The organism is Tahibacter aquaticus (assembly GCF_004363655.1).
GTDB lineage: Bacteria > Pseudomonadota > Gammaproteobacteria > Xanthomonadales > Rhodanobacteraceae > Tahibacter > Tahibacter aquaticus.
In genome coordinates this window covers 23,495-38,695 of the sequence record NZ_SNZH01000026.1, presented here as the reverse complement: position 1 = coordinate 38,695, position 15,201 = coordinate 23,495, and the positions used below count along the sequence as shown (strand labels likewise).

Annotated in this window: 13 protein-coding genes; 5 read left to right on the top strand and 8 right to left on the bottom strand. The window is 62.4% G+C overall.

The features are described from left to right. Window positions 1-48 precede the first annotated feature (48 nt). From DFR29_RS27305 to DFR29_RS27275, 7 genes are all read right to left on the bottom strand, one after another. Window positions 49-327, bottom strand: a complete 279-nt coding sequence (locus DFR29_RS27305; RefSeq protein WP_133821814.1) for a hypothetical protein — start codon at window positions 325-327, stop codon at window positions 49-51. Window positions 328-811: 484 nt separating this feature from the next. Next, window positions 812-1,789: a methylamine utilization protein MauJ gene (mauJ, locus tag DFR29_RS27300; protein ID WP_133821813.1), complete on the bottom strand. Its 978-nt coding sequence runs from the start codon at window positions 1,787-1,789 to the stop codon at window positions 812-814. A 244-nt stretch (window positions 1,790-2,033) separates the two neighbouring features. Then, window positions 2,034-3,335 carry a hypothetical protein gene (locus tag DFR29_RS27295; RefSeq protein WP_133821812.1) on the bottom strand — a complete coding sequence of 434 codons (1,302 nt, stop codon included), beginning with the start codon at window positions 3,333-3,335 and terminating at the stop codon, window positions 2,034-2,036. A gap of 413 nt (window positions 3,336-3,748) precedes the next feature. After that, window positions 3,749-4,969 carry an OmpA family protein gene (locus tag DFR29_RS27290; protein WP_133821811.1) on the bottom strand — a complete coding sequence of 407 codons (1,221 nt, stop codon included), beginning with the start codon at window positions 4,967-4,969 and terminating at the stop codon, window positions 3,749-3,751. Further along, on the bottom strand, window positions 4,966-6,648 hold the full coding sequence (locus tag DFR29_RS27285; RefSeq protein ID WP_279571540.1) for a serine/threonine-protein kinase: 1,683 nt from the start codon (window positions 6,646-6,648) through the stop codon (window positions 4,966-4,968). Before DFR29_RS27285 ends, DFR29_RS27290 begins: the two co-directional genes overlap by 4 nt. Before the next feature lie 544 nt (window positions 6,649-7,192). Then, window positions 7,193-7,525, bottom strand: a complete 333-nt coding sequence (locus DFR29_RS27280; protein ID WP_133821809.1) for a hypothetical protein — start codon at window positions 7,523-7,525, stop codon at window positions 7,193-7,195. Window positions 7,526-7,700: 175 nt separating this feature from the next. Beyond that, window positions 7,701-8,033, bottom strand: coding sequence for a hypothetical protein (locus tag DFR29_RS27275; RefSeq protein ID WP_133821808.1), 333 nt, complete (start codon window positions 8,031-8,033; stop codon window positions 7,701-7,703). Between the two features lie 322 nt (window positions 8,034-8,355). On the opposite strand from DFR29_RS27275, the gene DFR29_RS27270 reads away from it, so the two are divergent. From DFR29_RS27270 to DFR29_RS27260, 3 genes are all read left to right on the top strand, one after another. Then, the gene (locus DFR29_RS27270) at window positions 8,356-8,994 is read left to right on the top strand and encodes a hypothetical protein (RefSeq protein WP_133821807.1); all 639 of its coding nucleotides are present in this window, start codon (window positions 8,356-8,358) and stop codon (window positions 8,992-8,994) included. After that, window positions 8,991-9,266, top strand: coding sequence for a hypothetical protein (locus DFR29_RS27265; RefSeq protein WP_133821806.1), 276 nt, complete (start codon window positions 8,991-8,993; stop codon window positions 9,264-9,266). The genes DFR29_RS27270 and DFR29_RS27265 overlap by 4 nt, the downstream gene beginning before the upstream one ends. Before the next feature lie 267 nt (window positions 9,267-9,533). Further along, window positions 9,534-10,049, top strand: a complete 516-nt coding sequence (locus tag DFR29_RS27260) for an HIT family protein (protein WP_208113753.1) — start codon at window positions 9,534-9,536, stop codon at window positions 10,047-10,049. 6 nt (window positions 10,050-10,055) lie between these two features. Here DFR29_RS27260 and DFR29_RS27255 read toward each other — a convergent pair whose 3' ends face one another. Next, window positions 10,056-12,767, bottom strand: coding sequence for a YncE family protein (locus DFR29_RS27255; RefSeq protein WP_133821805.1), 2,712 nt, complete (start codon window positions 12,765-12,767; stop codon window positions 10,056-10,058). A gap of 163 nt (window positions 12,768-12,930) precedes the next feature. Between DFR29_RS27255 and DFR29_RS27250 the strand changes: the two genes are divergently transcribed. Both DFR29_RS27250 and DFR29_RS27245 read left to right on the top strand, forming a co-directional pair. Continuing rightward, a complete protein-coding gene (locus DFR29_RS27250) occupies window positions 12,931-14,460 on the top strand; it encodes an ATP-binding protein (RefSeq protein ID WP_133821804.1) in 1,530 nt (509 codons plus the stop codon). Then, window positions 14,457-15,140 carry a response regulator gene (locus tag DFR29_RS27245; RefSeq protein WP_133821803.1) on the top strand — a complete coding sequence of 228 codons (684 nt, stop codon included), beginning with the start codon at window positions 14,457-14,459 and terminating at the stop codon, window positions 15,138-15,140. Before DFR29_RS27250 ends, DFR29_RS27245 begins: the two co-directional genes overlap by 4 nt. Window positions 15,141-15,201 lie beyond the last annotated feature (61 nt).

Genomic DNA, 15,201 nt, shown 5'->3' with positions numbered 1-15,201 from the left:
CGAGGGGGGAACCGAGGCGGCAGGGCGCCGCCCCGGCAGCCAGGGGGCTTACGGCCCCTGATGGAAACTGGCCTCCATCAGCCCGCGCACATCGCGCGACAGAATCGCCAGCGCATCGAGAATGGCGCCATGCGAGCGCGCATCCGGCGCCTCCAGCTGCGCCAACGCCACCGTTTCGCTGAGCCCTTGAATGGCCGCGATGCGATCCAGCATTTCTTCCTGCAAGGCCTCGCGCTGGGCGGGCGAATCGAGCACATAGGCAAACATCACCGGCTCGGCCGACGCGACATCGCGGCGCAGGGGATAGAACGAACCGTGACGGGTCATGGCGCGTGCCTCCCAGCGAAGGGAACAACGCCGCCAACGCGGATAAAGCAACAAGGGCGCGGCTCAGTGCCGCCAATTGCAGACCGATCTTCCATGGACAACTCCCTTTGCGTGGAGTCGCCACCCGGAACGGCGAAAAGGGTGGCGAACGGTGTGCGGGTTAGCAGACCGGCGTAGGACCGGCGAGCCTTGCGGCTCCCCGCACACCGCCGCCAGAAATCGGCATGCGGCGCTGCACAAAAGCTGGGCGTAAAAAAACGCCGACTTCGGTGCGGCGCTGTGTGCGCCTACGGTGCGGGCTGCTAAACCCGGTTGCCGAATGGGCGGCAACGGACGGATTGTTTACCTGCTTGGTGGCAACGTCAAGGGTGTGAATTTGTCCCCTGCGTCAGCCGATCAAAGTCCCTGCGCCGGTCGATAGCCCGCAGACCAAGCTATCGACCGGTGCATGGGGGCTCATGCCCGTCCGCCGCAGTGACTACAGTTAGCTGGCATTTTTAAGTTCGGCAAGCCATATCGCATGATTATCTATAACTTCTCGAACGCATAGTTCGGAGATATAGAGAATGTCTGAGTAGCGCTGGATTTCATTAGGATCGCTCAGATTCAGCACTGAACCGTCCTTGAGAATGAAGTGTGCGACCGCGTTGCGAAATTGAGGTGTCATTACCTCATCGAAAAATTTCTTAATCGGCATTCCGATCCATGCTCTAAATGAATCGGCTATATATTTGTCGGCCGGTACAAGATCGCGAAGTCGTGAAAGAATGGCATTTCTTTGTCTTGCTTTTTCTCTAAGAGCTATTCGCCTCGTGCCTAGAAGGCCATCGAGAATTTTGTGATAGCAAAGAAACGTATAGAAATCGCTGTGGGAGTTCTTGGCGTCACGATAGAGGGCGTAGATCGGCGTCAGATCGGGGTTTGCGCTAAAGGCGTGCGCGTTAAGAGTTACTTCCCTGTGTGGCGAAATGTAGTCAACTGTTGTCCTAAGGTTGTTAGGATCATCAATTCGGAGGCCCACAACAAACATTGGGCAGTTGGCGACATAGGCGAGGTGATCGAGAAAGGGAAGCGCCGTCTTGTGGAATAGCGCGCGCGCCTCGGTGGCACTGCAAGCCTCGCAGCTGAATTCAATCAGTGATTGCTGCCCTAGTTCATTCTTCTGGATCTCGAATACGCCATCTGGGCATCTAACGCGACCTAGCCGGCTACCCTCTGGAAGGTATATGTATGAGGTGCCGTCGTTCTCATTGAAGTCGCCCTTTATATCGTTTGCAGGAATCGGGGCTTTCGATAAGCGGGCAGTTACCTTGAAAGACCGTCGAGTAGCGTCATTTAGTCGTTGACTGTCCGTTCGTGTTTCGTTGGGCACCATGGCAAGAACATCCAATTCTCCCCGGATGCCGGCTGGACCGAGTTGCTCAAAAGGAATAATGGTCGACGGTAAAGTGGTTGTATTCATGACACTAGGGCTCGTGAAATCAGTGGCTGTGTGTGGCTAGCAGCAGAAATTGGCGAAGATTAGGGCGCGTGCAGGAAGTGACGCCAGTTTGCATCGTCGATAAATAGTGGGGTATGCAGTTGTTGCTGTATTGAATTGCGTTTATATCGAATTATGTCTTGCGGAACCAAGTGCTCACTTGGGTATTGGGCTGACGGACGTGAAATTAGCCCGTTGTTTCTCGCGGTGTGGCCAGAAAATGGCTTTATTGCTCTAGAGGATTTTGAATCGACTCAATAACTTCCAGCGCATCTGCATTTTTGATGAAGAAGTAGAATGTAGAGTCAACGACCTGAAGCATTCTTTGCTGAAAGTCGTAGGCAAATATCGGTGGAGAAATTGCCTTTGCTGACTGTAGGTTTGCTATGCCTCCAAGTAAGTTTGTCATATCGCTGTTTCGAACATCTTGTCCGCGGTGGTGCCTCGCTCGAATCCAGTCCCAGAGTGTTTGCTTGCGAGCCCCATTCGAGATGCCATCAAAGCCGTGCTGCAGAATTTCACGAACGAGATAGTAAGGTAGAAAAAGAGGTGTCTGGTCCCCCTTTGCGCCTCCAGAGTTGTGGCCCGCAGCGATGGCTTCCAGTGCGCGCTCGTGCCTGGCTCCGTAGTCTGATGTTTTCGTTCGGATTGCTGCAGCTAAGAATGCTTGATCCGCGATATCGTCCTGCCGACCTCGGGTTTCACGAATTCCAGCGGTGAGGCAAATATGTTTAAGCAATTCTTGGAAGACACCGATGCTGGAGAATGAAGCATCAATGGTGCTCTGGAGCAGATCAGCTGCAAGCCGAAAATTGAGCAATTCTCCCCCGCGAGCCGCTACTTTCCTGAAATCTTCGTCACGCCATGGCTCCACAGGAACCTCAATTGTACGATCGAGAAGATCCCCATTAAATTGTGCCATGCGATTCTTTTCTCGCCAGACACCGAGTACTACGAAGCGGACTCCGAGCTCCTGAAAAGCTCTTAAGTCAAAGGCAAACTGACGCTGTACCTCATCTGTAAGGTAGTGAAAATTCTCAAGAATTACCCATTTTTCGCAGCGAACGCGCTTCAATAAATCTGCAACAGATTGAGGAAGCTCAATATTAATTGGTATTTCTTCGTATATTGTTTCCTGGCCAGATCCCGCCTTGGTATTTCCAGCAGTTTCTGCTTCAGCGCCGCCAAAAAGAGGGATAATTGCTTTGAACTTTGCAGTGATAGATAGGCTGGATTCGGTAGAGGTATTCTCAGTAGTGCTGACACTCAATCTGACCCCTGATTTTGTCAAGATTGTTTGGTATACATCTAATAGTTGAGTCTTTGGCGTCAAACTGACTAAGAGATTGTCGGTGTAGGGAAGATGCTTCGATACAAGAGCGGTCTTTCCTTGCTTCGACGACCCGTACACGATGATTTGCTTATGCGAGTTGAGTGCTTCTCGAAAGCTATCGTCAACCTGCTCTCTTTCGACGTAAGAGAGTACCGGTTTTGAGGTAACACCAAAGACGTCTTCTAGAAGTGCCATATTTTTCTGTCCTGAGTAAACGCCGTGCAGCCACTTCCTCGTTAGTTGGTCGCTTCGCGGCGTGGCAATTGGTGATATCTATTATCTTGCCGATCTTCAGCGTTGTTGCCAGTCCTCTATGGTGTGGCTAGATTTTCTTCAGCGTTTGTGTCGAACGGTTTCATGCGGATTCTGCAGCTAGCAGTTGCGATCGCAATCATCGAGGAAACAAGAGTAAGCGACTGTTGCCGTGCTATGCGATGCTCTGTGGTATGCAGGGAAAGTCGGGGCGAGGTAGGCCAGGCCATGCACGAAATTTCATCGCACCTCCAACCTAACCATAGAAGCGAACGCTTGTTCTCACATCCGAAACGTCTGATCGGTAGCTGCTGGAAGTCAAATAGCCCTGTTAGTCACACGTTAGTTTCGCACCCCTACCGACACTGCATAACCTTAAACTCCACCCGCCGATCAAGCGCATCCCCCGCATCATCCGTCCCCGAGCCAATCAGGTTCTGCCGATAGCCCATGCCGAGTGCCTCCGTGCGGCTCAGCAACTGCGACGACTCTTTCCCCAGCACCTGCTGAATCGCCGTAGCGCGCTGCAGGGAAAGGCGGGTGTTCAGTGCTTCCGATCCTGTCCTGCTGGTATGCCCGATGATGGCCATGCAAACGCGGGTCAAGGCGAGTTCCTTGGCGATCTGCCGCAACCACATCGGGTAGTACTGCAGGTAGGGGTTGGTCACTGCATCTCGCCAGAATTCGGTCGTCCCTGGTGCAAACAGGAAGCGGATCTGCAGCACGTCGTTGGGGATGGCGTAGGCCATCATCTTGCCGAAGGCAATTTCCGATTGTGGAATCTGGCCGAGTTTCACGTATGACATGTACTCGCCATTGAGCGCCTTGAGGCGAGGGTCTGATTTGTCGTGGTTGGCCGTGCGGAATTTGTCGAGTGCCGCGGTGTAGCGCTGCTCGTCGTAGGCTTTGGTCGCCTCGTTGACGATGGCGGCGTTGCCCAGTTTGCGTGTGTAGTCCGGGTCGGCCTGCTGGCCGATCGATGTGGCGGCCGAGCGGATATAGCCTTGTGTGGTGCGATCTTTTATCAGCACCGGGCTGTCGCGGTAGTAGGCCGTCGGGCTCATGTCGATGTCGCGGTCGCGCGCGCGTGCGCTGGCGCTGGCGACGGTGGTACTGGTTTTTATGTCGATGAGTGCCAGGTTCACTTTCACCAGCGGCTGGCCGTCCGTGCTGCGGTCCCGTTCCACGGTGCCGATCAGCAGCAAATCGGATTTGGCGAGTTCTGCTGGCTGGAACGAGACGATTTTCAGCTGGGCATAGGCCTGCGCGATGCGCGCGGACACTCTGCGTTCAAGCTGTGCTGTCGCCATGGTCTGCTGGCCGGTGTCGGCGTCGATCATCGGGTCGATGATCAGTGACTTCTTGTCGATGAAACCCTGAAGCTTGGCCAGCACGCTGGGCAAGGTCTGGATCTGCGCGATCAGGTCATCTGTCGAGGCGGTGATGGCTTCATCGAACGACATGTCGGCGGAAGTGGCCCGCGGCGGCGCCGTGCTGCAGGCGGTCAAGCCGCCGCCCGTCAGTGCCGCGATGCAGGTGGCGGCAAGCAGTGATCTGAAGCGATTGCGGTAGCTCATCGGCAGTTCTCCGAAATGTAGCGTCGTTCTTCTGCGGTTTCCTCGCCCAATCCGGCGCGCAGGCTGATTTCCCTGCACTTTTGGGATTGTTGGCCGGAGGGGTTCGCGGTGGGCCGTCGGACGGTTGCGGAGCCATCGGCAGGCGGCCGCCGCAACGGCGTTGGTTCTGGCGGTGCCGGCTCGGTAGCGTTCGGCGGAATGGCTTGGCGCACAGGTGCGGGGGGTGTGATTTCTGGTGCAGGAATGGCGGCGACTTTTTGGTCGCCTGTGGTTTTGGCGTGTGCCTGATCCAGCCGATTGCGCAGGTCGGGCAGGTCGTTCGCGGAACGATCGATGCCCTCCAGGCTGCCGAGCGCATGGCGGGCGCCCGGTACATCGCCGCGGTCCAGCGCGGCAACTAACAGCTTTCTTGCCGCTGCGGCACGCTCGGCGGCGGCGTTCACGGTGTCGCGGGTTTGGCTGGCTTGCGGGTGTGCGCCGCACGGGTTTGGCAGGGCGGCGAATTTCGCCTGCGCTTGCGTCAAGTCTGCCTGGCCGATGGCCGTGGTAACCGATGCCATCGCCGCGCGGCACAGGTCGTCGATTTGCGCGCGCGCCGCGTTTTCACGGGATACGAAAGCCTTCCATGCCGCCGCGCCGCCGCCCAGGACGGCCAGCGCGGCGATGATCGTGATCATGACGATTCGTTGCCGACGTGCCGGCGGCGTTGACGTTGTCGGTTCGCTGCTCGCGTGTTGCGACGCGGGCAGTGCGTCGGAGGTTGTTTGCGTTCGCGCGCCGGGCTGTTGCCTGTCGGCGGGGGAGAATCGGGGTGCTGCGCGTTTGCTGGTATCTGCCGCATTCTGCAAGGCCATCGCGTCGGGCGCGTGGTCCCACAGTTGCTCCACGGCGGCGACAAACGCCTCGCCCGTGGCGAAGCGCTCGCTGGCGTCCTTGGCCATCAGCCCATCGATCAGCGGCTGCAGCCAGGCCAGCGCCGGCGGCAGTTGCGGCAGTGGGTGGCTTACGTGCATCAGCGCGACGGTGAGCGGATCGCCGGCCACATACGGCGGCTGGCCGGTCAGCAACTCGAACAGCACCACGCCAAGGCTGTACAGATCGGAGCGCCCGTCCACGGCCTGGGCGTTGACTTGCTCCGGGCTCATGTAGCGAGGGGTACCGATCCAGCTGCCGACCTGGGTGACCATGGTCTTGCCGTCCATCGACTTGGCAATGCCGAAGTCGGCCAGCACGGCGGCGCCATTGGCCCGGAACATCACATTGCTCGGCTTCACGTCGCGATGCACAAAGCCCGCGTTGTGGGCAAAGTGCAAACCCTTGGCGACGTCGCATATCGCATCCAGCGATTCGGCAATGCTGATGCCGCGGTCGAGCTTCTCGCGCAGGGTGCCGCCGGGCAGGTATTCGGCGGCGAGATAGTAGATGGCGCCATGCTGGCCGATGTCGAACACCGTGACCAGGTGCGGATGATTCAATCGCGCGGTGATGCGGCCTTCTTTCAGAAAGCGGCTGGCGAACTCCTGGTTGGCCGCCATCGCAGGCGCCAGCACCTTGAGCGCAACGTCGCGGTCCAGCGATTCCTGCACGGCCAGGTAGACCGTCGCCATGCCCCCATCGCCCAGGGGGCTCACGATGCGGTAGCCCGGGATGCAAGGGTCAGCCACTGCAGCGTCCAGCATCACCTCCCGCACCCCGCCAAGTTATGCCGCGCCCCACCGTGTTGCTGCCGTCCCTTCGCTAGCGCCCGCCAAGCCCGCATTGGCGTTGGTGCAAAGGGGCGGGACGTCGAAGCGCATTCCGTCCATGCTGTGTTCGGTACTGCTGTTGCGGTCGCTGCCGGGCAACGAAGCCAGGTTCATGGGCTGCGCCGCGCGAAGACGCTGGAAGCGGTGGCGTATGGCGCAGTCGCTTGCAGGGTTTGCCCGCGCGGCAAGCGATGCTGGCTGCTTGCGCCACAATCCATGTCGTTTCCCGGCTTCCCGACATCTGCTGCCACGGCGCGCGACCTCTCATGGGGCTGCGTTGTGCGACGCAGCAGGCGAATCGCTGGGCCTTCCGAAGACTAGCAACAATTGATGCCTTTTCCACACAGGGCGGCGACAGAAGATGGGGCAGGGCGTGGCGTGGTCGAGGCGTCTTCGCTGCCTTGGGGTTCGGCCTGTCGGGGCAGGTTCGCATCGAACCCGCCACCGACTGGGGTCACGCGCCGTACGGCCTACCGTGTCAGTCGATGATCCACAACGAGAAGGCGTCGGTCTGATCGGTGATCGTGGTGTCGGTGATTCTGTGCAGCGTGATGGTGTGCGCGCCGAAATCGAGGTTGATGGGGAAGAAGAAGGTGGGCAGCGCCAGGTGCTGGCGGACATTGTTGAAACACAGTGGTACGTCGCCGAGGTGCTTGTCATCGAGGAACACGCCAACGCCGCAGATGGCGCCGGGGAGGCTGGCCGAGCAGCTGCCGGAGAAGCCGAGGGTCAGGTCGCCGCTGACCGGCAGGTTGAAGGGGAATGTCAGCGGCAGAACGCCGCCCTGGTTCTGCGCGATGGGATACGTCACGGAAATGCTCCTGTGGAGGGACCGCAAAGCCACGGTGGTGCGCCCGGTCGCGGGGCGATCTCTGGCGGAATGCCGTTTGCGCGGGATGGCGCAGGCGGGCTGCTCCGGCCGTGGGCGATAGGAAGACGGGGCCAGCCGAACGGCGCGAGCCGGCGGGCGAACCCGGCACCGTGGATCAATCGACGATCCACAGGGAGAAGAAATCGTTCCTGTCGGACAGGACGGTCGACGAAATGGCCTGCAGCGTGATGGTGTGCTGGCCTTCGCCCAGGTTGACCGCGAAGAACTGCGTCGGCAGCGCCTGGTGCTGGGTGGTGTTGTTGAAGAACAGCAGGGCTTTGCCGAGGGACTTGCCGTCGAGAAAGACCTCCACGCCACCCGGGTTGTTGACGGTGCTGCTCCAGCAGGTGCCGGAGAAGGCGATGGTCACGTCGCCGCTGATCGGCGCGGTGAACGGAATTTTCAGCGGCAGCGGGCCAGTCTGGTTCTGTGTGATGACGAAGGTCACGGTCGTACTCCTGCGGATGACAACGGGTCGAGGTGGGGGCGCCCATCACGCGCGACGCCGCCAGCCTTCCGGCCGCGGATCACCCACGCCGTGCCCCCTGGCGGCGTGTTGGTTAACCCTAGCGCAAGAACGGGGGGATGGCCCTCAGTGGGGTGTGAGATTGCGGCGGAAGGGCGACGACACCTGCCCGGACGAGTGAGAGGTTTCGCAGCGGAGCAACACAGATACCGGTGCACCGAACGCACCTTGCCTGATCCATGATCGACAGGCGAATGCCGTTACCCGAAGTCGGACACCCGACGCCAAAACTCCCAGGGACGCTATGAACTCGCCGCAGCCGACTCCGCCTGATGCAGCGAACCCTCCGCCGGCGCCGGCCACTCCGGCGGCCCCAGCAAAAACGCGTTGGCGGTGGCCGCAGTGGCTCGAATCGCAGAAAACAACGCTCGAAGTTGTCCAGTCGGCCGTAACGATAGTGGCGCTGGTCGCGGGCGGTTTCTGGTTCGTTGCGCAGGGTTCGTGGCGGGCTTCACGACTGGCGATGGAACAGTCGATCACGCACGTTCCGCTGAATGCGTCGAACAATCTCTTGCTGGTGCGGGTGAAACTGAAGAACGAGGGGTCGGTTGCCATACGTCTGACAAAAATGCATTCGCGAATACAGGTGCTTGAGCCGGCAGAGCGGATGGTTCTCGACGCGCTGGATGCCGGAACGAGTCCGCCCATAGCCGGGGCTACGGGAGACTGGCCGATAGCGGCCCAACGAATCGTTTCCACGGAGCGAACGATAGAGCCCGGTGGTCAGGACACCGTGGAGTTTTCCTATTTCATTCCTCAGGTGGTCGGGAGCATTCGCAGCGAAGTGTATTTCGGACGCGAAGGACAACCCGCCTGGACCGACATTGATCTCTACGCGTTTGCCACAGGCCGGCTGGGGTTGAAGAAGGAGGAAGGAAAATGAGCGCACTCAGGTTTGCAAGCCATGCGGCACTTATCGTGGTGTTCATTGCCGCCGCCACTACACTGCGTGCCGATGCCGTTGACCTGGCGCTACCGCCGGTTATCAAGCAGCCGAATGCCGATTTTCTGGATTCCTACAAGTATGTATCCGAGTGGCCAAAGCCTTCTTCGCCATGGAGCTGCATAGTCCCGCCAGCTTGCGGTACGGGAGAGTCGGCCGCCGACTGCAAGAAAATGCTCGAAGCCTGGAAGGCCGCCTGCGAAAAGCAGTAGCAAGCGCCGCCGAAGATCAGCTTGGCGCCCGAGTTGCCTGCCTAGCCTTGCGAGTCGGCTGTTGCCGCGCTGTACGATGTGCCGGGGCATGCAGGGCAAGTCGACACGAGGTAGGCGGGCCATGCGCGAAGTGTCATTGCACGTCAGGCCGAATCGCAGAGGCGAACGCTGGTGCGCCCATCGGAAACGTCTGATCGGCGGCTGCTGGAAGGTTGCCTGACCCCGTCAGCTGTTGCATCGACCCGCCGGCCGAATCGGAGAAGGCAATTGATCGAACTTCCCCTGAGAGACCCCTGCAACCTGTGCGAAGGGATGGCAGGTCGCGAAGAACGGTGGGCCATCATCGACCAAAGCGAACATACGCTCACCGTGATCAATCCGTGGCAATTCGAAGTTGGCCAGTGCTGCGTCATCACGCGCCGGCATGTCGCGACGCTGCTCGATCTTTCTGCCGAGGAATGCGGCGCCATTTTGGTCTCGGCTCAGAGAGTCGCCGAGGCGCTCGTCGAGACTTACCAACCCCTCGGGATACTGACGTTTCAGAACAATGGCGTCTTCAGTGGTCAGGAAACGCCACACTTCCATTTCCACGTAGTGCCCCGGCAAAAAGGCAGCGATTGGGGCATAGGCCCGCCGCAACTCGCCACGTTCGAGGGCGCCGGTCGTCAGCGGGGTACATCGCACGATCCCAGCGCAGATGCGCAGCGCCGGGAGCGGGTTCGGGTTTCTGCCAGGCAACTTGTTGAAACTGCCGAGCTGATTCGTTCGAATCTGCGGGCGTAGCCGGGCCTACTCGAAGGTGCTGACGAACACGCTGTCGATAAACGGGCAGCCTGCGGTGTAGTCGCCCTGGTAGTTCGCCAGATCGGCAGACGTGATCGTCGGCAGTCCGTTTGCCGACAGGGAATGATCGTAGTTGGCGCGCACATTGTTCGCGTTGTACGCCGCGGTGAAGGCGGCGAGATCGTTCGCGTCGAGCAGCTGATCGGCGTTGAAGTCGGCGCGGCACAAGCCGCCGGGTGTCGAATTGGCATCGTCGGGCCGCGCCGCGTGGTCGCGTTCGTCGCCATCGAAGTAGCTGTCGCCGTCGCGATCCACGCCCATGCGGTACTGCGCGCCGCTGGGCACTACGGTGAAGGTCACGGGCTCGGCGGCGGTGGCTGTTGTGCGCAGCGCAGTCGGTGTTGTCGGCGCGTTCTCGCGGTCGCTCAGCATCACGGCCTGGGTCGCATACACGTAGCCGCGGGTCGCACGGTGCGCCACCAGCCCGACCGAGCCGGCGTCGGCCTGGGCGAGATAGACATTCAGGCGCGCGATCAGCGTGGCATCGGCGTTGTTCGCGCCGTTGAACGCGATCTGCCGGCCGACCGTGGCGAACGTTTCGGTATCGAACGTCAGCAGGAATGCCTCGACGTCGCGGCGTGCCTGGGCTGCCGTTGCCGGCGGGCCGAAGTTGAAGCCGACCTGCAACAACGCGCCGAGCGAGTCGAACTCGGAATCGCTGTTGAAACCGAAGCCGCGCAGATTGGCCTGGCTGGTCTTGGACCAGCCGAGCTTGTCCCACAGCCCCCGCAGCTGCACCGGTTTCATCGGCTGCGGTGCCAAAGGCAATTGTGGATTATCGACAATATTCCGCGTGCCCAGCGGCAACGCATGGCAGACCGTGCAGGGGCCGCCGCCGAGGGTAGGCTGGTTCTGGAAAATGTTCCTGCCGTTGGCAGGGTTGCCGCTGCCGCCGGTGACGGCGAGGCTGGCCGGCAGGCTGCCGTCCGCGGCGTGATTGGGGTTCGGCGGATAGGCGACGAGGGCGAGGAAATTCTGCAGCTTGCTCATGTCGGCAGCACTGGGCTCGCTGTCGCGCCCTTGCAGGCCGACGAACGCGGGCGCAAACGCGGATACGTTTTGCCGGTCGCCGCGCCAGTGCATGGCACCGGCGTTGACGATGCCTTGCAGGCTCTGGGTCAGCATCGGCCCCTTCATCGGATGCCAGGTGCCGCAGCTCTGTCCCGGCAGGCAGGGCAGGGTGACGGCCTGCAGCGTTCCCTGCGGATTGCCCAGGTCCCAGGCGAGGAAATCGGTTTTTGCGTCGACGTGGCAACTGGCGCAGGCGATCTGGCCCAGGCCGCTGTTGCTGTGCGTGTCGTACAGCAGCGGCCGGCCCTGCTTGATGGCCTCGGGTGTGGGGTCGAAGAAGGCAGTGCGGCCGAGTTCGGCCTGCGCGGCCGTGTCGATGCGCGAGATGGTCGCGTCGAAGCGATTGAGCACGTACAGGCGCGAACCGCTGGCGTTCACGGCGAGGCCGGTCGGGCCCTGGCCAACCTCGATGCGCGCCGTGCGCGCGCCCGAGGCATCGGTCACGATGACGTTGTTCGAGCCCATGCCGGAGACGAAGGCGCGCCCGTCGGCCGGGTGCCAGACGATGCCGCGCGGGTCGCCGAGCGACTGTTCGCGCACGTTCTGTGGCACGCTGCGCAGGCTGTAGTCCAGGTGCGGGTTGAGATCGGCGACCTGGGTCAGCGCCAGGTTTGCCGGATCGAACGAGCCGATCTGCACGCGCAGGAAAATGCTTTGTACCTTGGGTTCGAAGCGCATCTGGTTGAGCGCCTCGGTGCCGACGGCGGCAACGCGGCCGTCGGGTTTCACGCCTAGCGCCATGACGGTCGTCATCAGGCGGTCGGCATAGCTCACGGCGAGGGTGTTCGTCGCGATGATGGCAATGTCGTGGTCGAGCACGTTCCAGCCGACCAGGTTCGACCAGTTGCGGTTGTTGCCGTCCAGCCACTGGCCGGCCCCGTTGCGGCGCACGACCTGGGCGACGCGCGGCGCCGTGCCATTGGCGCCGAGTGGTGGTGGATCGAAGGCAGTACCGCTGTTCGGCGGCGGGTTCTGGCCGGCGTAAGGCCCGGCCGGATTGGACACGGTGGGAATATCCACGATGCTGCTGGCATTGCCGGATTCGAAGAACGCGACATAGACCTGGCTGCCGTCCGGCGCCAGCGCCAGCGCACGCGGGCGGCGTCCCTGCAAGGCCACCACGGCCGGCGCGGCGCCGGGGTCGGCCGGGTCGTAGCGCTTGAGCTGGTTCGCTTCGGCGATGCTGACAAAGGCGCGTTGTGGATTACCGGCGAAAACCACATCGCCGGGTTCATCGCCCACATCGAGGGTGCGGGTCACGCGCAGGCTCGCCAGGTCGACCACGCTGATGTTGTCCGACAGGGCGTTGACCACCCAGGCCTCGGCATTGCCGCGCGCCCGCACGCTGACCGGCTCGATGCCGACGGGGATCGACGCCAACGGGGTGAGGCTTCCGTCGGCGGCAGCCACGCTGAATACCTCCAGGCGCTGGTCGGCCGTGTTGACCGCGAGCAGGCGGCTGCCGTCGGGCGTCAGTTCCAGCGGGTGGACCTGCGCGCTTTCCCAGGCGACAACCCGGTTCTGTGCCATCGCCGTACCCGCCGCCAGCGCCAGCAACACCAGTCCGTATTTCGTGCGCATCCCCATGTCTTTACTCCGCCCGATTCGTCCGCTGCGCACACTGGGCTGCGAAATAGAAGGGAATGCGCAGACACTGTGGAGATTGCCGGGGCCTGCGCAATCGTGAAGAAATCGCGGAATTCGGGCCGGCCGGGTTTCGCGCTGCGGTATCTGCCGCTACTGTGCCGGCGTGCGCCTACGACTCTGGCATCAACTGTTCCTGCTCAACGCCCTTCTTGTCGTCGCGGCGCTGGCGGGCGTGCTGCTGGTGCAGCAGCAGGCGTTCCGCCGCGGCCTGGTCGACTACCTGAATGCCCTGGACCGGCAACGCGCGACCGCGGTCGCGGGCGTACTTGCACGGCACTACCGCGATGTCGGCAACTGGGAATCGCTGCGGCAGCGTCCCCGCGTCTGGCTGGCGCTGGTCGGCGCCGGCCTGGAACGCGAAGGCATTGCACCGGGCGGTGATGGCCCGCCGGCCGGCGAAGAACAACCACCACCACCACGGGCGGACGATCCGCCGCCGCGTGCGCCGGAACGGCTTGCGCCACAAGACGATTTCCCGCCGCGTCGCCCGGCCCGCCCACCGCCGCCCGCGGAGCGCCCGCCACCGCGTCGCCCGGGTGGCATGGATCTGCCGGCGCGCCTGATCCTGCTCGATCTCCAGGGCGCGCACGTGGGCGGTGGCGGCGTGCTCGAACACGCCGATTTCGACGTGCCGATCGATGTCGACGGACGTGTCGTCGGCCATCTCAAGCTGACGCCGCTGCCGCGCCTGCGCGGCGAGGAGGATGTCGCCTTCGTGCGGCACCAGACCGGCATTGCCGCCGCTGCCGGCGGCGTGGCGCTGGTGCTCGCGCTGCTGGCGTCGGTCGCGCTCGGCGCACGCCTGCTGCGCCCGTTGCAGCACGTAACCGACGGTGCGCGGCGACTCGCCGCCGGCGACTTCACGGCGCGCGTGGCGGCCGGCGACGGCGAGATCGGCGCACTCGCGCACGATTTCAATCGCCTGGCGCTGGCACTGGACCAGGCGAGTCAGGCACGCCGGCAATGGATTGCCGATATCTCGCACGAACTGCGCACGCCGCTGGCCATATTGCGTGGCGAGATCCACGCGCTGGAAGACGGCATACGCCCGTATACGCCGGCGGCGATTGCCTCCTTGCGCGTGGAGACCGAGCGCCTCGGCGCGCTGATCGACGACCTGTATCAACTGGCGCTGGCCGATGTCGGCGCGCTGGCGTATCGGCTTGAGCCGCTCGACCTCGGCGAACTGCTGCGTGACGCGGCGGCGGGCCATGCCGCGCTGTTGCGCGAACGCGGCCTGGACCTGCAACTGCACCTGCCGGACGAGGCGATGCCGATCGAAGGCGACGCGCAGCGGCTGTCGCAGCTCTGGGACAACCTGCTCGCCAACGCCGCGCGCTACAGCGATGCGGGTGGCTGCGTGCGCGTGCAGGCCCAGCGCCTGCGGGCATCCTGGCTGATCCATGTCGACGACACGCCGCCGGGCGTCGCCGAGGCCGATCTGCCGCACCTGTTCGAGCGGCTGTTCCGCAGCGATACCTCGCGTAGCCGCAGCAGCGGCGGCGCCGGGCTGGGCCTGGCAATCTGTAAAAGTATCGTAGCGGCGCATGCGGGCAGCATCGTTGCCGCGCCGTCGCCGCTGGGCGGATTGCGCATCAGCGTGGAACTACCCAGCGGCAGGGCCTGTGCATGAGCAGCGCGCGCATCCTGATCGTCGAGGACGAACCCAAGCTCGCGGCGCTGCTGCGCGACTATCTGGTCGCCGACGGATTCAGCGTCGATCACCTGGAGCGCGGCGATGCCGCGATCGCGTGGATTCGGCAGAACACGCCCGACCTGGTGGTGCTCGATCTGATGCTACCCGGCCTCGACGGATTCAGCGTCTGCCGCGAACTGCGCGCGTTCTCGACCATTCCGGTGATCATGCTGACGGCGCGGATCGAAGAGATCGACCGCCTGCTGGGGCTGGAGCTCGGCGCCGACGACTACGTGTGCAAGCCGTTCAGCCCGCGCGAAGTCGTTGCCCGTGTCCGCGCGCAGCTGCGGCGTGCACACCTGTGGCAAGGCGGCGTTGCGCCCAAGCCTGAAATCGAACTGCAGCCCGAGCGCTTCGAGGCGCGCGTGCGCGGCGCGCGGCTGCCGCTGACGCCGGTGGAGTTCCGCCTGCTGCAGGTGCTGATCGCGCATCCCGGCCGCGTGCACTCGCGCAACCAGTTGCTGGATGCGATCTATATCGACCATCGCGTGGTCAGCGACCGCACCATCGACAGCCACGTGAAGAACCTGCGCCGCAAGATTGCCGACGCCGCCGGTGGCTATGATCCGATCCAGTCGATTTATGGCATCGGATACAAATTCGACGAAACGGCCTGACCTTGCGCCACGGTTGCGCGATCTGCGTCGCCCAGGGCGGCGGCGTGGACGCGGTGGTGGA